Annotated in this window: 19 protein-coding genes; all 19 read right to left on the reverse strand. The window is 68.6% G+C overall.

Features of this window, described 5'->3' with window-relative positions; genetic code table 11:
* Nucleotides 1-39: 39 nt before the first annotated feature.
* The gene (locus E8F20_RS05015) at nt 40-1,533 is read right to left on the reverse strand and encodes a DUF4157 domain-containing protein (RefSeq protein ID WP_280282728.1); all 1,494 of its coding nucleotides are present in this window, start codon (nt 1,531-1,533) and stop codon (nt 40-42) included.
* A gap of 87 nt (nt 1,534-1,620) precedes the next feature.
* Nucleotides 1,621-2,436, reverse strand: a complete 816-nt coding sequence (locus tag E8F20_RS05020; protein ID WP_280282729.1) for a hypothetical protein — start codon at nt 2,434-2,436, stop codon at nt 1,621-1,623.
* 45 nt (nt 2,437-2,481) lie between these two features.
* A complete protein-coding gene (locus E8F20_RS05025; RefSeq protein ID WP_280282730.1) occupies nt 2,482-3,768 on the reverse strand; it encodes a DUF4157 domain-containing protein in 1,287 nt (428 codons plus the stop codon).
* A gap of 27 nt (nt 3,769-3,795) precedes the next feature.
* Complete coding sequence (locus E8F20_RS05030) at nt 3,796-8,508, reverse strand: right-handed parallel beta-helix repeat-containing protein (RefSeq protein WP_280282731.1); 4,713 nt, start codon at nt 8,506-8,508, stop codon at nt 3,796-3,798.
* A 13-nt stretch (nt 8,509-8,521) separates the two neighbouring features.
* Nucleotides 8,522-10,867: a phage tail protein gene (locus E8F20_RS05035; protein ID WP_280282732.1), complete on the reverse strand. Its 2,346-nt coding sequence runs from the start codon at nt 10,865-10,867 to the stop codon at nt 8,522-8,524.
* The gene (locus tag E8F20_RS05040; protein ID WP_280282733.1) at nt 10,864-13,518 is read right to left on the reverse strand and encodes a baseplate J/gp47 family protein; all 2,655 of its coding nucleotides are present in this window, start codon (nt 13,516-13,518) and stop codon (nt 10,864-10,866) included. The genes E8F20_RS05035 and E8F20_RS05040 overlap by 4 nt, the downstream gene beginning before the upstream one ends.
* A complete protein-coding gene (locus tag E8F20_RS05045; protein WP_280282734.1) occupies nt 13,518-16,079 on the reverse strand; it encodes a baseplate J/gp47 family protein in 2,562 nt (853 codons plus the stop codon). The genes E8F20_RS05040 and E8F20_RS05045 overlap by 1 nt, the downstream gene beginning before the upstream one ends.
* A 12-nt stretch (nt 16,080-16,091) precedes the next feature.
* Entirely contained in the window at nt 16,092-16,478 is a 387-nt protein-coding gene (locus E8F20_RS05050; protein ID WP_280282735.1) for a GPW/gp25 family protein, read from the reverse strand.
* 2 nt (nt 16,479-16,480) lie between these two features.
* Entirely contained in the window at nt 16,481-16,807 is a 327-nt protein-coding gene (locus tag E8F20_RS05055) for a hypothetical protein (RefSeq protein WP_280282736.1), read from the reverse strand.
* On the reverse strand, nt 16,804-17,391 hold the full coding sequence (locus E8F20_RS05060; RefSeq protein ID WP_280282737.1) for a phage baseplate assembly protein V: 588 nt from the start codon (nt 17,389-17,391) through the stop codon (nt 16,804-16,806). The genes E8F20_RS05055 and E8F20_RS05060 overlap by 4 nt, the downstream gene beginning before the upstream one ends.
* Nucleotides 17,392-18,537, reverse strand: coding sequence for a hypothetical protein (locus tag E8F20_RS05065; RefSeq protein WP_280282738.1), 1,146 nt, complete (start codon nt 18,535-18,537; stop codon nt 17,392-17,394).
* Between the two features lie 2 nt (nt 18,538-18,539).
* Nucleotides 18,540-18,812: a hypothetical protein gene (locus tag E8F20_RS05070; protein ID WP_280282739.1), complete on the reverse strand. Its 273-nt coding sequence runs from the start codon at nt 18,810-18,812 to the stop codon at nt 18,540-18,542.
* A 9-nt stretch (nt 18,813-18,821) separates the two neighbouring features.
* Nucleotides 18,822-19,487: a hypothetical protein gene (locus E8F20_RS05075; RefSeq protein WP_280282740.1), complete on the reverse strand. Its 666-nt coding sequence runs from the start codon at nt 19,485-19,487 to the stop codon at nt 18,822-18,824.
* On the reverse strand, nt 19,484-19,735 hold the full coding sequence (locus E8F20_RS05080; protein ID WP_280282741.1) for a hypothetical protein: 252 nt from the start codon (nt 19,733-19,735) through the stop codon (nt 19,484-19,486). The genes E8F20_RS05075 and E8F20_RS05080 overlap by 4 nt, the downstream gene beginning before the upstream one ends.
* Before the next feature lie 16 nt (nt 19,736-19,751).
* Nucleotides 19,752-21,863, reverse strand: a complete 2,112-nt coding sequence (locus tag E8F20_RS05085) for an ATP-binding protein (RefSeq protein ID WP_280282742.1) — start codon at nt 21,861-21,863, stop codon at nt 19,752-19,754.
* Nucleotides 21,860-23,029: a Pvc16 family protein gene (locus E8F20_RS05090; protein WP_280282743.1), complete on the reverse strand. Its 1,170-nt coding sequence runs from the start codon at nt 23,027-23,029 to the stop codon at nt 21,860-21,862. The genes E8F20_RS05085 and E8F20_RS05090 overlap by 4 nt, the downstream gene beginning before the upstream one ends.
* Before the next feature lie 2 nt (nt 23,030-23,031).
* Nucleotides 23,032-23,868, reverse strand: a complete 837-nt coding sequence (locus E8F20_RS05095) for a hypothetical protein (RefSeq protein ID WP_280282744.1) — start codon at nt 23,866-23,868, stop codon at nt 23,032-23,034.
* Nucleotides 23,868-24,602, reverse strand: a complete 735-nt coding sequence (locus E8F20_RS05100; RefSeq protein WP_280282745.1) for a hypothetical protein — start codon at nt 24,600-24,602, stop codon at nt 23,868-23,870. The genes E8F20_RS05095 and E8F20_RS05100 overlap by 1 nt, the downstream gene beginning before the upstream one ends.
* Nucleotides 24,603-24,610: 8 nt before the next feature.
* Nucleotides 24,611-25,129, reverse strand: coding sequence for a phage tail protein (locus tag E8F20_RS05105; RefSeq protein WP_028628090.1), 519 nt, complete (start codon nt 25,127-25,129; stop codon nt 24,611-24,613).
* Nucleotides 25,130-25,138: the final 9 nt, after the last annotated feature.

Below are 25,138 nucleotides of genomic sequence, written 5' to 3' on the forward strand. Positions count from 1 at the left end.
TGATGCCATTGGTGAAAGAACTCGCTCCCCAGCGAAACGCTAGGGAGAGGACCCTTCGAGTATTGCGTCGACCAGATGCTCGGGGTCTTCTTCGAAGTCGAGGTAACCCTGTTCCGCCAGCAGGCTGAAGAAAGCGGCGGGGTTGCCGTTGACCAGGGACTCAGTGTCGAGCGGGGGTTCTTCGGTGATGGCGCGGTCGCGGTTGATCTCGGCAATCACTTCGCGCACCAGGCTGGCGGCGGTGGGGTAGCTGCTGATGGGGCGGGCGTGGGAGGCGATCAGGGTGTCGAAATCCTCGCCCTCGATCACGCTGCTGAAGTACAGGCCGAGGGCGATGGTGTCGGCGCGTGCTCCGGTGGGCATGTGGCTGAGGTTCCAGTTGGACACTTCCAGCAGGGTTTCGGCGTAGAGGACCGGGCGCACCAGTATTGCCGTGGCCAGCCCGCTGACGATGCCGCCAAGGCTCTCCATGCCTTCAGCCACGGCTACCAACCCTGCCGCCATCTGGTCGGCCAGGTCGCGCATCAACAAGGCGTAGCTGCGGACCGAGCAGTAGGCGCCACAACCCGCGGCGATGGCCACTTCGATGGCAATGGCGATGCGGCGCACCAGTTGTTCGGCTGCGATTACGCCCGCCTCGGTGGCGCCACGGGCAATCAGGAAACGCAATAGTGCCTGTTGTGCCGCACGACCCGACGCCGTGCGGATCGGGATGAAACCAACCCGTCCATGGACGACGAAACCGAGGATAGTCTTGACCGAGTTCAGGACGGAGTAGCTCCGGAAAGCACTCTGGAAGGTACGGAATCGTGCGTTCCCCCGCGCCCGGCCATAGCTTTCCCGGTATTCCTCCCAGACAGCGCCGAGGAACATCTCGGTGATGTCCCGCCAGATGGCCGGCGGGACGCCGAGTTCGCACAGGGCGAAGCAAAGCAGCAGGCCGGGCTCCTGGCCGACGATCTCGGGCGTGAGTTCCTCGTCGCCGGGATCGCGACGCAGGACCGCGGCATCGGTACCGCGCTGTTGCACCACATGGGTCAGCTCATGGGCCAGCAGGTGTTGGCCTTCGCGCGATGCCGGTGCGAATTGTCCGGCATCGAAAACAATGTCCTGGCCGACCGTATAGGCATGGGCATTGACCTCTCGCGCCGAACGTTGAGCGGCCGTGTCGGTATGCACGCGGACGCTGGAGAAGTCGTGCCCGAAGCGCGGCTCGAAGTAGGCGCGAGTGGTGCTGTCGAGCGGTTGCCCGGATGCGTTCAGCACCGCATCCACGCTGGCCGGGGCCGGGCGCTCGGCCCCCCCGCCCAAGGCCGATGGCTGCAGGCGCACCCTGGGGCGGTCGTCGCCCTGCGGGCCGGCGCTGACCGTGCCGCGGGGCGTCCCCATCACCTGGTCGGCCATGGCGTCGGCCTCGCGCTCGGCGGCATCTTCGCGTGCGCCGACCTTGAGGCGGGACTTGGGCTGGCAGCGCGGACAACCACCCCCGCAGGCGCAGGAGGACGGTCCCGACGCGAGGGGGGACCTGGACACCACCGGCGCCGGAGCGTGGCTGCCTGCGCCCGGTTGGCGTGACCTGGCCTGGAGAAGGCTGGCTGGGCTCTTCATCACGGCGACCGCCTAGAAGCAGGACCTGCCGGTGTCGGTATCGCGCCAGATGTGCGCGGCAAAGAAGGCGTAGGCATCCGGATTATCCATGCGGCCCGCGGTGGTCTGGCCGGCCGGGGCGGCCGTGTTGCCCGTGGGGTACTGCGCGCTGCCGCGGTTTGGCGGGTGCGCTCCGGCCACGCCGATGCCGACATCGTGGGCGCCTTCGTGGATGAGGATGATGGCGCGGCAGGTCGGCGACAGCTCCCAGAACGGTCGGCACACATGGACCAGGTCGTCGGCTTCGATCCAGAAGGCCTGTTCGCCTTCGCAGATGTTTTGGCTGTTGCAGATGTAGTTGGACACCACCAGGGTGCCGAGAATCTGCCGGTAGTTGTCTTCGATGGTGGCGCGCTGGGCGGCACTGGGGGCGATGAAGTGGCGGCCGAGGGCGGTCTCGTAAGTGGTGCCAGCGGCCGGGGCGGCACCCAGTGCGCGGCGCGCGGCTCCGACGAATTCACGGGCGCGCTGGCGGGCAGTTTCCAAGCGTTCGTTGGCGTCGGTGATGCCGGTGATGCGCTCGCTGCAGTCACGGAATGCAGGCGTAGCCGCCGGTTCGGCCAGGGCTTCGGCCGGGTCGGCGACCGGGGCCAGGTCGCCGTCGCGGGCCTGGCGTGGGCCGCTGGGGCGTTTCTCCTCACTGCATGTCGGGCAACTGCCACCACAGGCGCACGTCGAGCGCGCGAACCGGCGTGAGCGTGCGGTGGGTGGGACGAGGTTTGCCTGGGGGGGCGGGGCGCCCTTGCGCCCGGCACGCCGGGCGGCCTCTTCCTGCAAGGTACTGAACATGTCGCTTGCCCTCCTTCGCGGATAGGCGATGGGTCGGTGCCTCGCTCAGGGGCACTTGGTCGATTCGCAGGGATTGGTGTCCCAGTTGGTGTTGCCGGTCTTCTTGCGGTGGCAGCACAGGTCGGAAAGCACGGAACTGTCGTAGCTCACCGTCACCGTGGTGACGCCGACCCGCGTGTGGTAGTTGAGGTCGCGCATCGAAGTGCCGTTGCCGACATGCACGCAGGCGTGGGAACCGGTGTTGAGCAGCCCCTCGTGGATCGCCTGGATGCCCTTGAAGAAAATCGCGTAGTTCATGGTGCCGGCGCCGCTCTTCGAATAGCGGGCGCCCTTGCCGGTCTTCGCGACCGGGTCGGTGAGGTTACCGAGACGGACGTTCTCCGAGTCGGTGTAGCCCAGGCCTTCCAAGCGCTTGACCTTGGCGCTCTTGACGCGATCGGTCAGGCCAATGCCGAGCATGGTGGAGCCGCCGGCGATGGGCAGTTTCACATCGGCAAGGACCTTGCTCGACTTGCTGCTGTACTTGGCTACCAGGCTGCCGGTGGGCATGCGCGGTTCCGGTTGCCCAGCTGCCTTGGCATCGGCCTTGTGCCCGCTATCGACCACCGCCTTGTCGAAGTGAATGTTGATGGTCTCGACCCACGGCTGTTTCTTCGGGTCGGTAAGGGTTTCATTGGCGGCATCGAAGGCGATGGTGTCTGGCCCCTTGCTGCGGTAACGCGAAAGGCTGCGCGCAGCGCCTGTCGCAGGCGCGCCGCGGTGCTGCACGACGTGGGTCAGTTCGTGGGCGATCAACTGCTGTCCGGCCAGGGTGTCGGGGGCGTACTGGCCGGCGCCGAAGACGATATCGCGGCCCACCGCATAGGCATCGGCAGCGACTTCCCGGGCGGAGTGCTCCGCCTCGCCTCCCCGGTGTACCCGGACATCGGCGAAGGGGTGCCCGAAGCGTTGCTCCATGTTCGCCTGTACACCTGGTTCCAGTGCCTGGCCGGGGCTGGCGAGGGTCCGTTCCACGCTTTCCGGGGCCGTTTGCGGCTCGCTTGCGCGACTCCCGCCATGGCGCTGGATCTGCACCGGCGTCGTGCCAACGCCGCTTGACGGCGGGTGCGCCATCACCTCGGCCGCGACTCGGTCCGCTTCCTGCTCGTGACGGTCTCCCGGCTCACTGATGGCGAGCTTCCCCCTGCCACCGCAGCGGGGGCAGACCCCGCCGCAGGCACAGGGTCGGCCGGCCGGCGTATCCTGCGCGGGCCGGCCAGCGGCGCCGTGCAGAAACTCGCTCGCACGGGTTGGCTGATCCGCCCGACGCCGACGTTCACCGGACGCTTCCATGCTTTGTCGCCCGTGGCTCATGAATGATCACCCCTTCTTCTTGGGCGCCGCCTTCTTCACGGTCGCGGCGACCTTCCGGGTCGGGCTGGGGGGCGGCGTCTGGCCGAGTAGCCGCCTGGCCATCTCGATCAGTCGCTTCGCCTTGTCTTCACCGCCCACGGTGCTTGCCAGCCGGGCGGGGTCGGTTTCCAGGATGCTCTCGACATCCTGGATCTTGCCCTTGGCCAGTTGCTTGAGCGTGGCTTCGTCCAGTTGCAGCTTGTCGAGTGAGGTACGCACCGCCGGCCCTGGCATCGGATCGGTCGGTTGCGGTGTGGGTGCCGTGGGTGTGGGCTCTACGGGGGTTCCATGGATCAGCGTGGCGTTAACCGCCACCGACTTGGGCACCACGCGCACCGGCACCACCAGGGTGGCTTGCAGGGTGGCGTCGCTGGCGAAGCGCAGCGGGGTCTTGTCGCGCAGCACTTCCTTGCCGGCCAGGTTGGTGACCTGTGCGAAGAGCTCTCCTTCCTTGGCCAGGCGCGCGGTCTGCGCCTTGTCGAAGCTCGCGGCGAATGCGCCATTGGCATCGGTCTGGCCCAGCGTCTCGACGTGGCTGCCGTTGCCGCGCAGCAGCGCCACTTTGTAGTCGACCTGACCCTGGCCGCGGTCGTTGATGAGGCGGCCGCTGAAGGCCGAACCACCCTCGGGCTTGTCCGGTACCCGGATCGCCAGGGTTTCCGAGCTGGTGGCCAGCAGACCGCTGGTTTCCGCGCTGGCCTGGCTGCGGGCGTTGAGGGCGGCGCTGGCCGGGAAGTCGGCGCCGTGCTTGCGCGTCATGCGCAGTGCTTCGGCCTGATAGGCCTTGCTGGTGGCCACCTGGGTCGAGTTGACCTGGGCAATGGCACGGGCGGTGGTCTGTTGCGTCAGGCTACCCAGTTCCGCCGAACTGAATGCGCTGGACGAGAGCGTGCCGCCGAGTTGGTTGGCGTTGGCGGCCAGCACGGTGACGAGGAACTGGCCAACGGCCGCGCGGTTGGCGAACAGCCGGCTGCACAGGTCGGCATCCAGCACCTGGTTGGGCTGGTCCACCGTCGGCAGCGGGGCGGTCCCGGCGCTGGGCTGGGCAACGATGCAATGGTCCGCCTGGTTCAGGGCCGTCATGTTCATGCGCATGCCCGTACTCAACAGCGAGAGCGTCCGGGTCACGTCCTCGCGAAGGCGGGAAGCGGTGACACGTACGCTGTCACCCATCAGCACCGCGTTGGCGAAAAACGGGTCGCCACGGTAAACGGCCGAGGTATTCGCGGCGTAGCCCAGGTCGTCCAGGGTCAGCAGCACGTGCGAGGTGATCGAGCGGTTGTCGAGGCCGAGGCGCATATAGTTGTCGTCGAACAACGTCTCGCCGCCTGGCAACGCGCGTTCGGCGACGGCGGCGAAGCGGCCCTTGGCAGTCTGCCCGGGTTCGAAGGCCAGGTAAGCGCTGAACACCCGCGCCAGCACACGATGGATACCACCGAGGTTGATGATCAGCACACCGCCCACGGCCGTGTCGAGGAAGCCGAACAGTCCACTGTGCTCGCTGTTGAGGTGGTTGTTGGCCACCGACACCGGGCCGAAGGTGAAGGCAGTCAGCGCACGTCCGGCGGGTTGGTCGACACGGTTGTCGTGTACCCGCAGCGCGGCGTGACGGCCGCTGGATTGCGACAGGTGCGCGGTCAGCGCCCCGGCAAAGCGCACGTACACGCCGCCACGGATTCCCGCGTTGCGATTCTCTTCGAAGCCGGTGGTAGCTGCACCGTTGGCGGCGAGCACGTTGTCGGTGATCTCCAGGTTGTCGCCGTAGCCGACGAACACGCCGCACGCCGGGTCGACGGCGCGGGGACCGTTCTCGTGGATGTGGTTGCCGCTGATCCGGGCCGCTTCGACCAGCGCCAGGGAGATACCGCCACGGCCGATGAACTGCGCCTCGGCCAGCAGCGCCTCGGAGAAGGGGTTGCGCAGGTTGTGGTGCAGGCGGTTGTTGAGGATCACCAGGTCGCGTACTGGATCGGTGGCCCGCAGTAGCGGTGTCAGCGCCAGGTTCAGCAGCGCGGCGTCGAGGTAGGCCAGCAGGGCGGCCTTCGGGTCGTTGCTGGGGATCGCGCGGGATGGACCCTTGAGGTCGGCGCCGTTGCGTGGGACGAAGCCGATCCCCGACAGGCCCATCATCGAAATGTCGTTGGCCTCGATGGTGATTTCATGAAGGAAACCGCGCATCTGCTCGGCGGCGCGTGCCGCCAGCGTCACGACGTTGACCAGCACGCCTTCGTCCCGCGCCTCGGCGATGCGCTGCACCTGGTACTGCGGTGATACGTCTAGGCGGTAGCTGCCCGGAGCGGCCTTGACGCTGGCCATGCCCTGCGCGTCGCTGCGGTCGGTGGCGACCGTGGCGTCTTCGAGGTAGAGGTCGACGCCGGACAGTGGTTTGCCTTTTTCGTCTTGTACCAGGGCAAGGAACTGCCCGTTGGCGGTGACATTGACGGTTGCCGTCGCGCTCGCCGCTGTGCCCGTGGCGAGGATCGCGGGCGGCTCCGGCGCCGGTGGTGCGTCCACCGGGTCCAGGTCGCCACCCAGGGTGACGCCGTTGCCGGCGCCGCCGACCACGGTGTTTTCCAGCAGGCGCACGCGTTCGGAACCGGCGCGCACATGGATACCGCCGATGGCGCGGTAAGGTTGCTGCGGTAGCAACTGCACCACCAGCACGGCCCACGCGGCGAAGGCGTAGCGCAGCACCCGTTGCGGGTGCAGGTAAAGGATTTCCGGCCGGGCGCAAGGGTCGGCGGGGTCGCGGTCGGGGTCGTCGTCCGGTTCGTCCGGCTCATCCGGTGTGGTGTCGATGAAGGGCAGCAGCACCAGGGTATTGCGCTCGACCAGTACGTCATCGGCGGCGATCGACAGGGTGGCGCGGCCGTCGACGGTATCCAGCAGGTGCAGGCGGTTCCCGGCGATCTTCAGGCCGATGGCCAGGCTGGCGCGAATGGCGTTGGTGCGCGCGATCATGCGGTTGTCGTGGATGTTCAGGTCCCGGCAGCCATCTTCGCGGCTGCCGTCGATGCGCACGGCGATGCCGTCGTAGCTCACCAGGTCGAGGTCGCAGACTTCGATCCCCGCGCAGTCGACGAAGTGCAGCAGCGGCTGGCTGCGGGTTTCCAGGCGCGGCAGCACCAGGGTGCGCCAGCGGCAGCCATGGATCTTCACATTCCGCTGGCCTTCCAGTCGCAGGTTGGTGCGGTGCACGCCAGGCAGCAGGCAGAGTTCACCACCGGTTGCCGGCAGGTGAGCGGCAGCCTCTTCGAGGGCGTTGAAGTCGCCGAAACTGCTCAGGCCGTCACCCACCAGGAAGGTGCAGCAGACCTTCTGGTTGGTCAGCGGGCGGAAGCGCTTGCGACAGTCTTCGATGCTGCCGGAGATTTCGGTGTTGCGCCGGCCGGTCCAGTTGATCTCCGCCAGGGGCACGCGGTGGTAGACGATGCCCACGGGAGGTGCGTGGTCGAGCAGCACCGGCGGATTGCCAATCTCGCCAGCGCGCACGCTGAAGGTCCAGTAGTCACCCGGCCGGTAGTGGCCGGTTGCGCCGAAGGCCAGGCGAATGCCATCGCGCAGTTCCCTCGGGGCGGCGATCTCGGGGTAGTCCTGGATTTCCCCCAGGCCGTTCCACAGGCGGAAGAACACTGGGGCGGTGGTGCCCGGCAGGCTGCCGAAGCTGGCCGGGGCTTCTAGCTCCAGGTCGTGGTCGGTATTCAGGCGCGCCATGCTGCCGTAGACCACCGCCCAGGTGCCCAGCAGCTCGTCGTATTGCAGGGCCTCCAGATAGAACTCGGTCAGGCCGGAATTGACGATGGCCGTGCGGCCGGCGTCGATGATCACCCGGTCCGGGTCGCTGCTGGCGTCGAAGCGTCCACGGCCGACGAGGCCGCCGTTCCACTGGCTCCACTTGAAGCGCACCGGCGCACCTTCCGGCGCGTCGGCGATCTCGATGCGGTAAAGGCAGTGCTCGAAACCGGTGTAGCCGCCACCGCCTACGACCGGGCATTCACCCACCAGGTTCAGCACCGGCGCCAGGGTGACGTTGAGCCGACCCTTGCTGGCGGGGTCGTCGCGCAGTCGCGCGAGGAGGCTGCTGCAGTCCTCGCCGGCCGCCAGGCGCAGCAGACGCAGGCGGAAATTGACGTAGGCGCGCTCAGTGGTGTCCGGGCCGCCGAGTGCCGGTTCGATCAGCCGCTGCGGGTACTGGAAACCGTGCAGGGCCTCTTCCGAGACTTCGAGGATCACCGCATCGCGAATGCCGTCTCCGACCTGGTCGATGGTGGGTACAGGCGTGGCCAGGGGCGGGCCGAAGTAGGTGGCCAGGCGCGTGACCGGCGCCAGCGGGTCCGGGGCAAGGCCCGGCAGGCGCGTGAGGATGCCGTCCACCCAGGCGCGGCCCGGGCGCAGGCGCAGATGCACCGCGCCGTCCACGACTACCGCTGCTTCGACGCGGAAGCCCTCGGGTTCGCTGGCCGGCACCGCGCAGACGCCGGCACCGAGGATGTCGCGGCCGGCCTGGCCGTTCCAGGCCAGTTCCAGCAGCTCGCCTTCGGTGAGGTCGGCATCCAGGGTTACGCGACCCTGCTGGTGCAGCACGCCGCTGAGGTTGCGCAGCACGCCCTGGGCGGGCGGGTTGACCCCTTGTTCGTGCTGGTGGGGGTCGAAGTTCAGTATCGAGAAATCGCCTTGCATGGCTCCCCCTTCGTCAGGTGACGGGTACAACCAGCGGCCTCACGCCTACCGGCATGAATTCACGCAGCCGCACGTGCAGGTTGGTCCATTTGTGTGCCTCCAGCAGGAAGCCGAAGGCACCCATCGCATCGTCGTCCGGCCCGAGTTCACGCACGCGCCGATCGGTTTCCCGCTGGAGCTGTGCATAACCCGGGTCGTTGAAGCGTTCCGAGGTGAAGTACACCCGCGCATCCGGCGCGTGTACGCAGAAATGGTTGGCCGGCAGGCGGTCGAGGTCGCCACTGAAGGCGCTCCACTTGATACAGCCATGCTGGTTGTCCAGCACTTCGAAGCGCTGGCTGAAGATGCCGCCCAGGCCACCGACCGCGGCGACCCGCACCGGGCCGAAGCAGGTCAGCCCCTGGAAGTCGAGCGCTGCGCCCCAGGCGTTGGTCGGGTCGCTGGCAGCGGCGATGGCGTACTGGCCGCTGGCGGCGTCGTCGAAGCCGAGGCCGGCGTCCACCACGCTGTCCTGGATATCCAGCCGGTAGCGCGAGTCGATGGCGATGGCACCGGTGATCGAGCGCTGGATCAGTATGTCCGGCGTGGGGGTAAAAGCATCGCGGTCGGCGGCCCCGAAACCGTAGCCGTTCACCAGGTGCAGTGCCGGTTGCATGGGCGCGCGCTGGCCGTTGCGCAGGCTGTGGCCGCCGGGCGCGAGGGTGCAGCCGACCAGTTCCAGGCGAGCTACCGCGACACGGTCGATCAGCGCCAGGCCAGCAGGGAAGGGCGCCGCCGCGTCCGGAGCCAGGTACAGCCCTTCGAGGCGCACCTGGGGCGAGAAAGGTGTCGCGGCGGCGGCGTCCAGCGCCCGCAGGGACAGTGGCTGGGCCAGGAGCAGGATGGGACGGTGGTCGCCTGCCGCGCGGAGGGTCAGCGAGTGCGCCAGGCGCAGTGAATGGGTGCCGTCGACAGCCGTGCCGGTCAGCGCGGTGAGGTCCAACCGGTGTAACAGGCTGTCATGGATTTCCACGATCACCGGGCCGGTGGCAGTCTCCAGCCCTTCCAGTGCCTGTTGCAGGCTGGTGCCGCCGGGGACCTCGCCGACGTGACGGACCTCCGCGTCGGCGGGTGTGGCGGGTACATGCCGCGCCAGTGGATGCGCGCCCACCGGACCGGTAGCGCCGTAGGTGAAGCTGGCCTGCAGGCGTGAAACCGCTTCACCGTTCTCGCTGGCCAGCAGTCGGTCGGCTTGCTCGGCGTTTTCCAGCCCTACCAGCACGCGGCCGATGTCCGGGTCGATGATGATCTCGCCAACGGCGGTGGGCCGGCGCAGGCCCTCCTCCCAGGCACAGAGATTGTCGCCCCGGAACTGCCAGCGCCATTCGCTCTGCGGCGCAGGGGGCACCAGCAGCGGCGCCAGGTCCTGGGGCAGGAACAGGTGCAGGCCGACGTCGCCGAGGTCGAAACCGCTGGGTGGCATCGTTCCCGGGTCGTAGAAGTCCATCCGCACATAGGCGTCGGCCTGGCTTGCCAGGCGTGCGTCGAGCATCGGGCCGGGCACGGCATCGGCTTCGGTCAGCGGCGCAACTACACCGCCAGAGGTGGCCGCCCGGAGGAATCCGGGGCGGCTGGTGTTGAACAGGCGTACCGGGATATCCAGCGGGTGCAGGTCGAAACGCAGGATAAAGCGCGCCAGCCCGGCCGGCTGCACTCCCAGGTCGATGCGCCCCTTGGCCAGAGGGCGGACACGGGGCAGCCGGTAGGCGGCCAGGCGCCAGAGGAAGATCGCCAGGTTGGGCAAGTTGATAGCGCGCTGGTCGTCCACAGCGGGCTTCAGGTCGGCGGTGTAGGCGAAGGGGTCGAACGGCGTACCGAGCAGTGCCAAGGTGGCCGGTTCACGAAGCGGCGCGGTGCCGCCACGGGGCACCGCGATGCGGGTGAGTGCCGCGCTGGCATAGGGAGGCTGGCCGCCGGCGTCGGGGCGTTGGTGGTTGAGGTGCTGGGTCCAGCCGAGGTTCTCGCGCAGCTCGACGCCACGGCAGGCCCAGCCGGTGAGGTTGACCGCGAGTCGCTCGATGGCGCCCAGGGTGCCCTTGCGCCGACGCAGGGCGATGGTGTCGGCTACGTCGGCGCGCAGGGTGCGCGGGTCACCCTTGAGGTGGGTGGTGCCCAACAGGTCGGCCAGGTAGGCGATGACCCAGTCGTCGCAGGTATCGATGAACAGGTCTTCATAGAGCTGGGCGATGTTCTGGTGCAGCGCGTCGAACGGGCCTTCGATGGCGCCGAGGTAAGCGCGCAGCTGGTTTGGCGGTATGACCTCGGCGTCGCGGGTGCGATAGATCTCAGGCAAGCGCTCGAACAGGGGAACTCGGTTCATGGGCATTCCCCCGCGGCGGGTTCGGCAATCGGGGTCAGGGTCAGGTGCGTTGGCGCCAGTTGCAGCAGCTCGAAGGGGCTGCACGCCAGGACCTGGGCCAGGGGCCTTGGCGCGTTGGGCAACGGGGCACTGCCGTCCTTGCCGGCGGCGAACAGGCCAAAGGCGCTGACCCGGCACCAGAGCACACCGGGCACATTCTGCCCACGGCCTTCGATGCGGCTGGCGTACTCGGGCTCGCCGAGGCGTCGCGCTTGGAGACCGAACAGCCCGTTGCGCTCGTGGGCGACGACACCGGTAAGGCCCAGGGCGGCGCGCAGGGCGCTTTCCACGTCCTCCTGACGATACTGCGGGCTGCGGGCATAGCTGAGGTCGAGGAAGACATGGCGCAGGCGTGCCTGTTGGACCATCAGCGGGTGGCGGTCCGCTCCCCGGCAGCGTTGCGCGTGAGCCAGGGTGGCCTGGACCGCGGCGAACTCGGCCTCGCGCCCGGCGGCCAGCAATACCCGCAGGATCACTGCCGGCACGCCCTCGTGCAGGTCCCAGGCGGCTGCCGCGCGGACCACACCGGGCACGGACAGGGTCTCGCTTTCGTAATCGCGGATGCTGACCAGCCGGCCCAGGCTCTGCACCTTGCCCGGTGCCGCCTCGCGGGCCCGGTCAGCGGCCTCCGGATCGGCGCCACCGGAAACGATGCCGGCCAGGGACACCTTGTCGAAGCCCGCTGGGCGTTCGCCAGCCGTTGGGGTGGCGCCCGGTTTGATCGGCCCGCGCGCGCCGACGCCGCTGCGATAGCGCGCCACGACATTCTTCAGGCCGGACGGCAGTCGGGCGCCGCTCTCGCCATCGCCGAACTGCACGAAGCTGCGGCCCTCGGCGTCCTCGCGAACGATGTAGAGCGGCTCCTCGGGGCCGTGGCCGTAGAAGCTGTCGACGCGGTTCCACAGGCGGCCCTCGACCCAGATTTCCAGCTCAGGGGCTTGTGGTGGCACGGCCCCGGCGGAGAGGACGTACGTGAGCGGCGCCTTGGGTAGCGGGAAGGTCTGCCACTGCTGGCGATGGTCGCCATTGCCGAGCACCGCCTCGTGCTCGGCCTTGCCCTGGGAGGCATCCACCAGGTTGCCGTAGACCGTCACCTGGGGCTCGGCCTCGTCGAAGTCGGCGCGGGTGAAGGGCGCTGGCGGGCGGTCGAAGTTCAGCAGCCAGGGGCGGGCCACATCGGGCGTCGGCGTGGGGAAGCTGACGGGGCTGCTGGTGCAGGTCAGCTCGACGCTGCGCCCGTCGGGGTGGGCGAAGTACAGCCGGCGCCCGGCCAGGGCCCGTGCCTGGGCGGCGCTGCCATGGAAGAACAGGGCGCCGGTGCCAGTGGCAAAGGCGCTGGAGGACGGCGTGGAAACCGGTTTGAGGCTGAGTGCCGGGCTGGTGACTTCGCGGATCAGGAAGTCGCGCACATCGCTCCACGGCGAGCCGCTCATGGCGTGGCGGATCAGTGGCTGGTCCAGTGTCAGCAGGCTGCTGGCACCGTTGAGGTTGCCGAAGCCGAAGGTGGCCGTACGCAGCGCGACGATCTTGCGCACCACCGCCAGGGGAGCTGGATTCGGGACACCGCTCTTTGCCACGCGCACCTGCACCACGACGCGCATGCCGGGGCGCAGGTCGGTGACTTCGGCATCCAGCGGCAGCAGGTCGGCCGGCAAGGCGATAGAGGCGCTGGTGTTGGTGCAGTCGTGGGGATAGAGGTGGCGCTGGAAGCCGGTATCGGATTCGAGGGCGCCCACGATCTCGCTGCCGCTCTTGCGGCTGGTGATGGTCTTGGCCGGGGCGTTATGGCCGAAGTGGCGGAAGCTGCGGCTGACCCGGAAGGCCGCCACCGGCTGGTTCCAGCTCTGCTGCAGCGGCGCATCGGTTTCCACGATCACGCGGCCGAGCAGGCGGGTGATGCTTTTCACCTTGACCTGTTGCGGCGCCTGCTGGGGCGTCAGGGTGCTGCCGCTGGCGGTCCAGCCTGGTTCGGGTGGCATCAGCAGCAGCTGGTCGCCGGGCTTCAGTTCGAAGGCGGCGAGGCTGGCGCTGTCGCTGGCATTGCCGACGCTGTGCAGCTCGAAGCGAGTGGCGCCAGCGGCGAGCGTTGCGCTGTACGCCCGTGGCCGGTACAGGTTGAAGCGGCCTAAGTGTGGCCAGGCGAGCAGTTCGGCGTCGGTCTGGAAGTCGGCGGGTGTGGACAGGCCTTGCAGGTCGGCCTTGACCGGGAAGCCCGCGCGCAGGGCCAGCGGGGCATCGCCACGCACCTCGAAAGCCAGGGTGGCGCGTCCACCGATACCAGGGGCCAGGCGATAGCCGGTGAGGCGGACCAGCTCGGCGACGCTCTCGCGCCAGGCGGCGGTGCGCAGGTAGGCCTCGTTGGCGTAGTGCTCCTGATAGAAGCTGAGGATGTCGCCGAGGATGGCCGCACCCTGGAGCAGGGCGATACCAGGGTCGTCGGCCTCGCGGTGGGTCCAGGCGGCCAGTTCCGGCGCGGCATCCAGGGCGCGGCTCATGGCTTCCAGGAAGTCGGCGTAACGTCCGATGCGATAGGCGATGCGCGGCAGGCCCGGCCGGTTGTCGGCACGCCGGGGGAAGACGAAGGGGTTGGTGATCAGCGGATTGCAGGGCATCAGCGCCTCCCTCCCTGGATCTCGAAGCGGATCAGCCCGCGTTCAAGGTGGTCCGGCTCATTGGCCAGCAACAGGGTCTCGTCGAAGCCGATCTCCAGCACCGGTGCTCCGGGAAGGCCGGGCAACGGTGCGGAGAAGCGCTTCATGCTCAGGCTGACCAGGTGGCGGATGCCGGCGATGCGCTGCAGGCGCCCTTCGATCATGCTGCGGTGCAGGGACTGGCCGAAGGTCCATTGGTCCGGGTGGAAGAAGCCCCGACGGCCGTCGGCGGTCCAACCGTCGGAGAATTCCTGTTCCAGCTCGTAGCGCAAGTCTTCCCGCCAGTAGGCGTCGTCGGCGCAGACCACCACGCGGATATCCAGCGGTACATAACGCGGCGGCCGCAGTTCGATGTCTTCGCCTATCAGCCGCACGGCTTCGAGGTGGTCCGCCACCCGTGGCCGCAGTTCCTCCCAGAGGCTTTCTGAGCGCTCGTCGCCCAGCGCAGTGAAACCGGCCGGATCGATGGCGATACGCACCGTGCGCCAGCTGCCGGTCCAGGCATAGCGGGCCACCGCACGCGATACGCCGCTCACTTCCTCGGCGCGCCTGATGTAGTCGGCCAGGGTCACCGCCCGCAGTTGTCGGGCACGGAAGGCCTCCGGGGCGTTGCGCCGGATGCGTTCGACCGGTTCCGGGTCGCGCCCGTCGCTGACGTCGAAGGGATTGCTGACACTCAATACCGCGCCATTCAGGGCGCCGGTCAGCGGCTGCAGGTTGACCAGTTGGTCCGCACCGATGTTGCCGACATGGCCGCCGCCCAACTGGTACTCGGCATGCACCACCGCGCCAGCCGGCAGCAGCCGGCCGTTGCCGCCATTGCCGAAGCGCAGCAGGCTGCGGCGATGTTCGTCGGTCTCGACCATGAAGTGGTCGCCGTTTTCCGCCGAGTCGTCGCTGTGCACCAGGCTTTCCACCTCGTCCCAGTCCTCGCGCGCGCCACCGGGGCTTTCCACCTGCAGCCAGAGGGTGGAGCGGGCTGGTTCTTCGCCCGTGGGGGCGCCGCCTTGACGGGGTGGCAGGTAGGCAAGGGGGCCGTCGTCCGGCAACTGGGCCAGTACCCAGTCGCGGCCGTCGCCGTGACGGTCAAGGCGCTGGTAGTGGCGATAGCGCAGGCCAGGGACATCGCTGGGCAACGGGCTGCCCGGCTCGCGGAACTGCACCCGCAGCGGTCGTCCTTCATGCACTGGCAGCAGGTTGCCGTGAAATACCGAGATGTCCTCCACCGCGGTGGGCGGCGGGCCGGGGCAGAAGCTGGTAAAGGCGAAATCAAAGCGCAGGGTGTCTTCTTCGCGCCAATTGACCCGCAGCATCCAGGTGCCGGTAAGCGGGTCGAAGCGGCTTTCGGCGGCGCCGCCGTCGAGGTCGTCCCCGGGCAGCAAACGCAGCAGTTGCCGCTTCGCGGGGTTGCGTCCGGCGGGCTGGCCGGTAAGCGGGTTGAGGCGCTCCTCGATCAGCAGCTCGCGCCAGTGGCCCTGGCGCACCAGGTCACGCAGGGCGTCGGCATCGGCCTGGGAAGCCAGCGGCGGCTCGGGTACCAGGTCGGCACGGGTGCTGCCGGCAGCGAGCGCCGGCTGGGCGTTGCCCCAGGTGTACAGGCGCAGGCGATTGAGGCGCGGGTCCAGATACTGGCGTTGCGAGGCCTCCAGTCGGCGCTGGCGGCTGGCGAAGAACACCGCGTCTGTGCTGGGCGGAGCATCCCCGGTCCAGGCCACCAGTTCCTGGTCGTCCAGGCTGAAGGGCGCCTGCCCGGCTACCACGTCCAGGGCAAGCCAGGTGCTGGCCTGATTGCCCTCGTGCAGGTGGTAGTCCACCAATCGTGCATGGCGGGCCAGGGACACGCGCTTGCGACTGGTGGCCAGGTAGGCCTCGGCCATGACGCGGTCCTGAAAGTCGCTGAGTTCGTCGGCGGCGGTGGCGAACAGGCCGATCAGCACCTGGTCCAGGTCGGCCTCGCTGGTGCTGGCCCAACCCGGTACGCGCTCGGCCATGGCGACCATCAGGGTATGGCGGAAGGAATCGTAGTCCTTGGCCAGGTAGTCGATTGCGGGGTTGGGTGCCTGTGGCCGACCACCCTGGGGCGGGGCGCAGTCATTGGTGAAACAGCCCGGGCGGAAGCGAAAGCCCATGGCGCTGAAGAAGGGATCGATCAGGGCAGCGTCCCAGACCAGTTCCAGCCGATAGGTGGAGTAGTCGCCCACCGGCTCGATGCGCAGGGACAGGCGCGTGGCATCGAGGGGCGCCACCGCGCTGACGTGTACCTGGCCGCTGGCGTTGCCGGCGACCACCCGTGCGCCGCCGCGAATGCGGAACACTTGCCGGGCACGTGCCGGGTCGCCACCGATGTCGGCGAGGATGGCGGCCAGGTGCAGGCCATTGAAGAAGTGCAGCTCCAGGTCGGCGTGGCCGGGGTTGGGGCCGGGCGGCAGGCTCACCAGGGCCAGCTTCAGGCCATCCAGGCCGTGGCTCTGCAACTGGTCGGCACGTTCGTCTACCAGGTCGGGGAATTTGATGGCGGCCATACTGGGCTATCCCTAGCGCGAGCTGCGCTGGAACTTGATGACGCGCGAGTCGGGGCTGCCCGCGGGGCGGTACTTGAGGGTCACTTCCAGGGTGGCGGCGGCGTCATCCCAGACCACCTCGATCAGCTCCACGGTCAGCCGGTGCCCGAGCCAGCGGGTCAGGCCATTGGTGATACGCGCCTTGACCACCCCGCGCAGGGCCTCGGAGGCCGGCTCGAACACCAGTTTGCGTACGCCGCCACCGAAGTCGGGGAGGAACAGGCGCTCGGCGGGGCTGGTCAGCAGCAACTGCAGCAGCTCGTCGCGCACATGGGCGTCGTCGTCCGCCGGGGCAACGCTGCGGCCGTCGTCACCGATGCGGAAGGGGAAGGCGAGGTGCCGTCCGTTGGAGAGTGCCATGCTCATATCCCTTTGGCTTTCTGTTGGGTCTGCACCACCAGGGCGGTGCCCTGGGGCGCCTGCGCGGCATTGAGGCAGAGGCCGACGCTGTTCTGCAGCAGCACCGGCACGTTGCGGATCGAGGTCTGGGTCGCCGCCGTCACCCAGCGGATCGACACGCAGGGGGAATAGGTGCCGGGGGTGAAGGGGCAGCCGACGATGGGGTGGATGTCGGTCTGCAACAGCATCGGTGCGCTGTCCACCAGCGCCTCGGTGTTGCTGGTGATCAGCTGCGCCATTCCGCCGTGGGGGCACATGACGGTACTGCTGGTGGTGAGGATCGGGATCATGTGGGGGGCACCCCGAAGCTCATGGCGCCATTGACCAGGCTGACCCCGGCCAGGCCCACCTTGATCAGGCCGTTGTTCAACGAGATGGTCTCGTTGCTCAGGCGGATCTCGCAGGCGCCGCAGGTGATGATGATTTCCGTGGCGGTGAGGGTGATGGTCTTGGCGATCATCTCGTCGCCGTGGCTGATGCGGACCTCGTTGGCCTCGTCGTCCAGCACCACCTTGTGGCCCTGCTCGGAGACGATGACGCGCACGCCGGCACCCTTGGGGTCCGGGCGCTGCCCTTCGGCCCACCACGCCCCGGACCAGATAGGGTGGTCCAGCCGTCCCGCCTCGAACTCGATCCAGACTCCCGAGCCGATTTTCGGCAGCAACACCATGCCGTGGCCGTCGCCGGCGAATGGCGCGGCCGGCATGGCCCAGCCGCACGGGTGTTCGCCGAGCACGGCGGGTACCGTGGCGCGGATGCGGCACTGGTCGTTGGGGTCGTCGATGTCGGTGACCGTGCCCCGGTACTTGCCGAAGTAGCGGCTGCCGGCATGCTCGACCAGGCGCTCGACCGTGTGTTCCAGCAGTTCGTCCATTCAGAAGATCCCCACGCTTGCCGAAACCGAGAGTTGCAGGCCGCCGCCGAGGCTCTCGGCCACCGCTGCGCCCGACACGTCGGACAGCGAGTCGGCCTTGGCTTCGATCTCCTGGGTGTAGAGCGACGGTGTGATGCGATGGACCACCTTGGTGAGCAGGTAGTCGCCGCTGTAGGGTGTGGCGCCCGCGTCCAGGCGCACCTTGCGATAGGGGCTCAGTACGGCACCGTAGCAGCCCGGTATCACCTGGCTGATCAGATGGAAGACGTAACCGCTGCGCCGAGCGCGCGAGGTGGCGGCGGCAGTCGGGTCCTCGCCCGTGGCTTCGGCCGGAGGCAGCATGCGCCGGGGTGTGAGGTCCGCAGGCAGGGCCGGCAGGCCGCGCATCAGGCCGAGGTCGGCGGCGCTGGTCTCGAAACGGGTGACGCCCTGGTCGTCGACACGCAGCACCTGGGCGCTGGTGCGTTCGCCGCCTTCCGGGTCCTGGGTGACGCTGGCGTTGGCCAGGTTGCGCCCGCTCCCGATCATCACCAGGGGCGGAAGGTCGGCCGCATCGGCCGGGTCGGCGAGGAAGCAGCCGACGCTAGCACCGCGTGCCTCGCCCGGCAGGACATAGGCGTGGCGGTCATTGGCGCTGGCCAGCTCGCGCAGGAACTGCAGCACGGTGCCTCGGCGGGTGGTGGTTTCCGGTGTGGCGTCGGTGGCGTCGATGCGGGTGCTGGCGAGCTGGGTGAAACGGCCGAAGAGTTCTTCGGCGACCTCGCTGGCTTTGCGGTGCTCGAAGGGTGCTTCGGTTTCCTCGTCGCGATTGAGGAAGGCACTGTCGTCGCGCACCACCAGCGTCGCGGTGCTGCGGCCCGGCTGCGAATCGAGGGCGGCGTCGAGGCTCACCAGCGGCCCGTCGATCAGCGGCGTGAACTGGTCGTTGCCAATGTCCAACTCGACCCGTACCCGCGAGAAGGGCTCGCTGGTGTCGCCCGGCCAGTGCAGCCAGGCGCCATTGGCATCCAGGCAGAGCACCATGCGCAGCCGCGCCTCCCAGAAGGCGTCCATCTCCTGGGTTACCTCGATTTCCTCGATGCGGCGCAATTGGTCTTCGCTGGCGGCGGTGTCGCCGAACCAGACGCGGAAGCGTTGCTCGGCCATGCTCAGCTCCTGGGCACCCGTACGGTGTCACCGGGGGTTTCTACCAGGCTGCGGCCGTCCAGGGCGCTGTTGGCATCGCCCACGTGCCAGAACTGGGTGGCATCGCCGACGATGGCGTGGGCCAGCAGGTCGAGGCGATCGCCGGCCTGGACCATGCGCGGATCACCGGTCACCGGTGTCAGCTGGCGCAGCTTGAGGGCCACCACGGTTTCGCCCGTGGAGCTGGTGGTCTGCACCGTGGCGACGCGGGCGTAGCGGGAGTTCGGCAGGAACATGACAGGCTCCTAGAGTGGAATCAGCTCGACGATCTGTTCGGCAGTGTTGGCCAGGTTGGCGATGGCCTGGGCTTCCTTGGCGAGGGTGGAGTACTCCAGCGCGCCCTTGGCCAGCACGTCGTCGGAGCAGTCGTCGACGGCGATGACGCTGAGCGTGATGTCCACCTCGGCACGGGTCGGGTTCAGCAGGGCGTCGTACTCCAGCTCGGTGATGCTCATCGAGTCGATGGTCACCGGCAGCACGCGGGTCAGGCCCCAGATGAACAGGATGCGTGGGTACTGTTCGCGGGGAATCGGCTGAGCCGGCGCGTCGTCACCGCCGCCAAGGGCGTCGCCTATGGCATCCAGGGCGGCGCCGATCAGGCCGGCCAGCTTCGCGCTGGGCAGCACCATCTTTTCCAGCGCGGCGAGCTGTGGGCCGATGCCGAACAATTCGGCCAGCACCTTGCCTTCGTCGAGCATGTTGGCGGCACTGAAGTGGGCCTTGAAGGTGATTTTCTCGAAGGTCTTTTCCCCGGCCTGGGCGGTTTCGCGCTGGGTGGCACCGGTGGGGCGCGGTGGAATCTCCAGGCTGCGCGTGAGGGACTCGGGGTTGAACTGGAAGATCACCACATTGGGAATCGGGCCGATCAGGTCGGTGCCGTATTCGATCAGTGCGCCGCGCAGCAGGCTCATGGGCGTTCTCCAACGAGGCTCCGGGCGATCTGCCGGGCGATGCCGGCCGCCAGGTCGCCGGCCTGTGTGGTCGCGCCGCGGGTGAGGTGCCCGGCATCGAGGTGCGCGCGGGGGCGGGGTTGCAGGTTGCATCCGGCCAGCGCTTCGGCCAGGGCCGGGCCGAGCGCGCGTGCGGCGGCTTCGGCGACCTCCGGTGCGATGCCGCGCAGGTCGAGTTCGAGGGACTCTATCCGTAGCTGACGACTCATGGTGCTCTCCAGAAACCTAGCGGCGGGTTCTGTGCGTCGCGACCAGCGCGGCATAGGGGCCGAACTGATCGAGGCTGTTGGCGCGGTCCAGCTTGTCGTACTCGCGTTGCAGGGCACGCACCACGGCGGGCATGTCCAGGCGCCGTGGCGCGCCTTCGGCAGCGCTTTGCAAGCAGGCGTTGAACACCACGCCGCGGATGTGTCCGCCGGCGAGGGCAAAGCGCTGGGCGAGGAACTCGAAGTCCAGGTCGCTGACGTCAATGCCCTCGGGGATCACGCTGCGCCAGATGCGCAGGCGTTCCTCGACGCCAGGCAGGGGAAACTCGACCACGAAGCGCAGGCGGCGCAGGAAGGCTTCGTCGAGGTCCTTGCGGCGGTTGGTGGCGAGTATCGCCAGGCCCTTGAACCGCTCCATGCGTTCCAGCAGGTAGCTGATCTCCAGGTTGGCGTAGCGATCATGGGCGTCCTTCACCTCGGTGCGCTTGCCGAAGAGGGCGTCGGCCTCGTCGAAGAACAGGATCAGGTCGGCCGAGTCGGCGGCATCGAATAGCCGGCGCAGGTTCTTTTCGGTCTCGCCGATGTATTTGTTGACCACCTGGGACAGGTCGATGCGGTAGAGCGGCAGGTCCAGCTCGGCGGCGATGGCTTCGGCGGCCATGGTCTTGCCAGTGCCCGGCGGCCCGGCGAAGAGGGCGCTGAGGCCGCCTTCGTTCCAGGCCCGTGCGGTGCCCCAGTCGTGGTGCACGCGGGTGAGGTTGTGCATGGCCGTGATCAGTTCGTCGACCTGCGCTGCCTGGGCCGCCGGGAGCATCAGTTCGGCACGCTCGAAGCGCGGTGGGACGTGCTGGGCCAGGGCGCCGAGGTCGAGGTCGGCCCGCGCCGCGGCGAACAGCTCGCCGGCGCTGGGTTGCCGGCCAAGACTGGCGAGTTCGCTCGCGACCCGCTCGATGGCAGTGCACTCGTAGCGAAAGCGCCGCGCCAGCTCGGGCAGCAACGGCGCCAACCCGGCATTCGGCAACTGCTGGCGCCAGCAGTCGAGGCGCTGGGTGAAGTCCGGTGGCGGTACGTCCAGTGCCGGCAGGGTTTCACCCAGGCCCCGCAAGGCACTGCGCTCGTACACACCGATGAACACCAGCAGCGGCAGTGCCGGTAGCGGTGGTGCTTCCAGGCCGCCGTCGTGGGCTGCCGGGTCGGTCAGCATCCTCGCCGGCAGGTAGAGCGCGCAGCCGCGCAACCAGGCGGCACTGAGCGCTTGGGCCAGGTGTTCGCGGGGCAGGGCGGCGCTGGGTTGCAGCGTCGCGACGCCGGCCATCGCCGCGCTGGCCGCCGCGGTTTCCGCCAGCGGTGCGTTAGCGGCACCAAGCAGTGGTAGCAACTGCAACCCGCGGGGTGCCGTGAGGGCGCTGCGGACCCGAGCGGCAGCCGATTCCAGTCCTGACGCCAACGGCGCAACGGGGACTGCTTGCAAGGCCGATGGCAGTCGGCCGGCGGGGAACAGCAGTTCGCGGGCAACCAGCGCCGGGACCTGCAGGGCGCTGTTCCAGTCGTGCGGCTGGGCGCTGCTCAGCAGGCCATGGCGCAGCAAGGGATGCGCCGGGTCGAAGCAGTGCAGCAGTTCGTCCGGCTCGTCCCACAGGCGCTGCGCCAGGGCGAGGTTGGGGCTGCTACGCGAGAGGTCGTTGAGGCAGCTGGCGATCACTTGTCCGGCGGCACTGTCGACGCCAGGCAATAGGGCCAGTGCCAGCACGAAGCGCTCCACCGGGGCCAGTTCCAGTTGCTGCACGGCCCAGCCGAAGGAGCCGCGCGGCACGTCGGCCAGGTCCGGAGGGGCAGCGCTGGCAATACGCTCGCTGAGATAGCGCGCGGTGATGTCGTCCGCGAAGAAGGCGCGCTTGTCGTGCTCGTAGCGCAGCAGGTCGAGCGCAGCCAGTGCGCCGTCCACCGTTGGCGGCAGTGCGGCATCGTCGCCACCCTGCTGGGCGCGCTCACGCCACAGCCAGCAGATTTCGCGACGCAGGCGCAGGGTGACCTGGGACAGCCAGTAGCGCGCCAGGGCGTCCTGGCCGTGGAGGCCGGGTAGGAAGGCCACCGGATCGGCCAGCGCCTGGGCGTTGAGGGGATTGGTCATGGCACCACCACCCTCGGGCTGGCCTTGGCCTGCTGGTTGTTCACCCGCAGGATCACCCGGTAGCTGCCGGCCGGGACAGCGGCAGCCGCGCCGGCAATCACCAAGCTCTGCTGGTCGACGGCGGTGGTGACCTCGTCGAACAGGTGCACGGTCACGCCGTCGCTCTCGCGGTAGAAGAGCACCATCAGGTCATCGCTGTCGGTACCCAACAGCGTGCCCTGCAGGAGCAGGTCGCCGGCCACCAGCGCGGCGCTGTCCAGGGTTGGCAGCAGGCGCGCGGCGAGCAGGTTGCTGGAGCGGGTGCGGGTCGGCGACAGGCGTCGGCGCACCACCAGCGGCATCTCGCCCGCCGACAGGTTGGTACCCGAGGCGATGGGCGTTCCGGGGCTGCCTTCGGCGCTCACCACCAGACGCTGTGGCTGGCGTTCGAGCACGGTGAGCGGGATGTTGCCCAGCAACACTTCCAGGTTGCTCGGATTGAGGTCTTCGCCATACAGGGTCAGGGTGGCGCCCGCCTCGAAGCGGGCCGGCTCGACCCGGTGCAGGCGCGCGCCCATCGAGGGCATCACTGCCACCTGCACGCCTTCACGGCCGATCAGCGTCTCGGGCGAGGTGCTGTAGTCCACGCCCACCAGCAGAGCCCCGCGCGGCAGGCTGGCGGGCACGATCATTACCGGCCGCACCTGGAAGGCAACCGAGAGCCGGTAGCGCTCCTCGGCGCCCTGCATGGTTTTGGCCAGCAAGTCGGCGCCGGATTCGTCGAAGCTCAGCTTGAGCGGCTCGGGGTTGTTTTCCAGGGCCAGGCGTACGTCCGTCGCCACCAGCGAATCGAGGGGCAGGAAGCCCAGTTCGTGCAGGGCAGCCATGCCCTGGCCGAGGAGGTCATGGGCGGCAGCGGTGTCACTGCTTTCACCGATGTCGAAGGCCGTGAGCAGGAACCTCAGCACCAGCCACAGCGGTGGTGGTTCGCCATCGCGCAGGGACAGGTTACGCAACTGCGGGTCGAAGGCGGTTTCGTAGAGGAAGAGGTTGAGCTTCTCGTTGGAATTGACGTTCGCGGCGTCCTCGGGCTTGCCGATGGACACATCGAAACCGCGCCGGATCAGGTGATCCTGCAGCAAGCGGGTGACCGCGCCGATGGCTTTGCCAGAGTCCGCGAGGGCCATGATCAGAACCGCCGAAGGGCGCGGCGCGAAAGGCCGCTGCGGGTGGAAGAGACTGGAGTGGTCGGCTGCTGCGCACGGGCAGGCGGCGCAATCGGCCGGGCCACGGTCTGCGGGCCCGGGGCTTCGACCCGCAGGTGAATGGCGCCGATGGAGATTTCCAGGGTTTCCTCCCCTGCCGATTCGAACACCTCGGGTTCGCCCCTTGGTGTTGCCGGCGGGGCTGCGGCGACTGGCTCGCTCAAGACTTCGGATTGCAGGGCCGGTATCGCCGCCTGAGCCTCCGGCACATGAATCGGGTTCGACTGGGAGGGCGAGGCAGGTCGCTGTGCTTGCAGAGGGGAGTGACCGCTCTCCAGCACCGTCTGGCTGTGCCGGTGCGCCGGCTCCGTGGGCGTCGCCAACTGCGGATCAGCTGCCACCCAGCGCATGGCGATTCGCACCCGCTCGTCGGCTTGGGAAGGCGCTTGCCGGCCCTCGTGACGCTCGCTAACGGGCGGTGCAGTCGACGGCTCTGGCAGTGACGGGATAGGCGCGTTCCGCTGGGGCGACGCGGGCCGGTCCCGCAGCGGGTTCGGCGCCGGGCGAGCGGATTCCGATGAGTTATCCACAGCCCGTGGGCGTGCTGCCGGAACGTTGGCCGTTGAGCGGTCAATGGTCGCCACCGCGCGCCGGGCTTCCGTGCTTGTGGGCACCGAGGAGTCCTGCGGCGATGCGGGCTCGGGCTGCGAGGCAGGTGCCGAAGCTTCCACACCCAGCTCAGGCGGTGCTTCCAAGCCGGGCACGGCGGCCGGGGCGAACAGGCCACTGGCGCGCATCAGCGCGGCGAAATAGTCGCTCATCAGGACGCCTCGATCAGGGCCAGGTAGTGGGCACGGCGCGCCTGGGACAGCGCCATGACCTGGGCTTCGCTCCAGCCGTAGCGGGAGGCCAGGCAATGCACTTCGCGCAACAAGGCGCGCTGGCGCGCGCCGAGGCGGGCCAGGGCGGTGTCGTCGAGGTCGATGGGGACTTCGCTGCCCGCACCGCAGGCCGGGCAGTGACAGGCCACGGCCAGGGCCACCAGTGGGTCCGCCGTCGCGACGGCTTCGGAGAGCCGTGCTTCGTCGTCGGGGCGTACCTGTCCTTCCAGCAGCAGGCTGTCGAGCATCAGCCGGCGCGCCTCGACGGGGCTGGCCGGTTGCGCCTGGCGCCAGCGGCGCAGGTCGTCGCCCGTGGGACGGCGCAGGGTCACCTGCCGGTCCGGGTCGAGGCCCACGCGAATCGGCCCGTCGTCGTCGGCAGTGGCCAGCAAGGGCGCCAACTGGAGTTCGAATTCGAACGCCTCGTTGCAGGCCGGACACCGGGCGCTGAAGGACAGGCTGTACACACCGCAGGTCCCCGCCGCCAGGCGCAGCAGGGCAGCGCTGCGCGTACCCACCGGCTGCGCCCACCAGAAGTCGGCGTCGGTGCCGGTGCAGCACTGGGTCAGCAGTTCGGTGACCAGGCGCGGACGGTCGCGGTCGGCGAAGTCGAGGTCCAGGTCCGCGAGTTCGCCGAAGGGCCGCATGGCAATGCGCGAGGGAAGCGGGTGCATGGCTCAGATCATCCCGCCAGCACCGGTTCCGTGGGCTCGGAGACCTCGGGGTCACGTTCCCAGCCTTCGTTTTCCAGTTTCAGGGTCTGGATCGCGATGGCGTTGGCGTTGGCGTCGAGGTCAGGCAGCGCCTGGAACTCGGACACCCAGCAGCGGTAGATCTTGTAGGCCAGCACCACCTGCCCGGCTTCGTTGTACACCTCCAGTATCAGGTCCTTGCGGAAGTCCTTCAGGCTGGTCTCAGCGCCGAGCCCGGTGCCGACGTGCCAGACCTTGTTGGCCCAGGCCTCGAACTCCAGGTCATGGGTGACGCCGCGCTCCAGGGTAATGGCCTCGTACTTGGTGCGTCCGGGGGATTTGCGCGAGGTGGAGGGGTCGCCCCCTTCGCGGTGCTCGACCACTTCGGTGGTGCGTTTGAGAGCGCCGACCTTGCTCACGCCGGCGACGTAGCGGCCATCCCATTTGATGCGGAATTTGAAGTTCTTGTAGGGATCGAAACGATGGGTGTTGACGGCGAATTGGGCCATGATCCGACT

Origin of the sequence: Pseudomonas sp. BN415 (assembly GCF_029871195.1) — a bacterium.
Classification (GTDB): domain Bacteria; phylum Pseudomonadota; class Gammaproteobacteria; order Pseudomonadales; family Pseudomonadaceae; genus Metapseudomonas; species Metapseudomonas resinovorans.

Excerpts from the sequence above, each read along its gene's own strand:
- E8F20_RS05060 (WP_280282737.1), bottom strand. The coding sequence starts at position 17,391 with ATGGACGAACTGCTGGAACACACGGTCGAGCGCCTGGTCGAGCATGCC.
- E8F20_RS05100 (WP_280282745.1), bottom strand. The coding sequence starts at position 24,602 with ATGCACCCGCTTCCCTCGCGCATTGCCATGCGGCCCTTCGGCGAACTC.
- E8F20_RS05085 (WP_280282742.1), bottom strand. The coding sequence starts at position 21,863 with ATGACCAATCCCCTCAACGCCCAGGCGCTGGCCGATCCGGTGGCCTTC.
- E8F20_RS05020 (WP_280282729.1), bottom strand. The coding sequence starts at position 2,436 with ATGTTCAGTACCTTGCAGGAAGAGGCCGCCCGGCGTGCCGGGCGCAAG.
- E8F20_RS05075 (WP_280282740.1), bottom strand. The coding sequence starts at position 19,487 with ATGAGCCTGCTGCGCGGCGCACTGATCGAATACGGCACCGACCTGATC.
- E8F20_RS05050 (WP_280282735.1), bottom strand. The coding sequence starts at position 16,478 with ATGGCACTCTCCAACGGACGGCACCTCGCCTTCCCCTTCCGCATCGGT.
- E8F20_RS05095 (WP_280282744.1), bottom strand. The coding sequence starts at position 23,868 with ATGAGCGACTATTTCGCCGCGCTGATGCGCGCCAGTGGCCTGTTCGCC.
- E8F20_RS05090 (WP_280282743.1), bottom strand. The coding sequence starts at position 23,029 with ATGGCCCTCGCGGACTCTGGCAAAGCCATCGGCGCGGTCACCCGCTTG.
- E8F20_RS05080 (WP_280282741.1), bottom strand. The coding sequence starts at position 19,735 with ATGAGTCGTCAGCTACGGATAGAGTCCCTCGAACTCGACCTGCGCGGC.
- E8F20_RS05105 (WP_028628090.1), bottom strand. The coding sequence starts at position 25,129 with ATGGCCCAATTCGCCGTCAACACCCATCGTTTCGATCCCTACAAGAAC.
- E8F20_RS05055 (WP_280282736.1), bottom strand. The coding sequence starts at position 16,807 with ATGATCCCGATCCTCACCACCAGCAGTACCGTCATGTGCCCCCACGGC.
- E8F20_RS05025 (WP_280282730.1), bottom strand. The coding sequence starts at position 3,768 with ATGGAAGCGTCCGGTGAACGTCGGCGTCGGGCGGATCAGCCAACCCGT.
- E8F20_RS05040 (WP_280282733.1), bottom strand. The coding sequence starts at position 13,518 with ATGCCCTGCAATCCGCTGATCACCAACCCCTTCGTCTTCCCCCGGCGT.
- E8F20_RS05070 (WP_280282739.1), bottom strand. The coding sequence starts at position 18,812 with ATGTTCCTGCCGAACTCCCGCTACGCCCGCGTCGCCACGGTGCAGACC.
- E8F20_RS05035 (WP_280282732.1), bottom strand. The coding sequence starts at position 10,867 with ATGAACCGAGTTCCCCTGTTCGAGCGCTTGCCTGAGATCTATCGCACC.
- E8F20_RS05045 (WP_280282734.1), bottom strand. The coding sequence starts at position 16,079 with ATGGCCGCCATCAAATTCCCCGACCTGGTAGACGAACGTGCCGACCAG.
- E8F20_RS05065 (WP_280282738.1), bottom strand. The coding sequence starts at position 18,537 with ATGGCCGAGCAACGCTTCCGCGTCTGGTTCGGCGACACCGCCGCCAGC.
- E8F20_RS05030 (WP_280282731.1), bottom strand. The coding sequence starts at position 8,508 with ATGCAAGGCGATTTCTCGATACTGAACTTCGACCCCCACCAGCACGAA.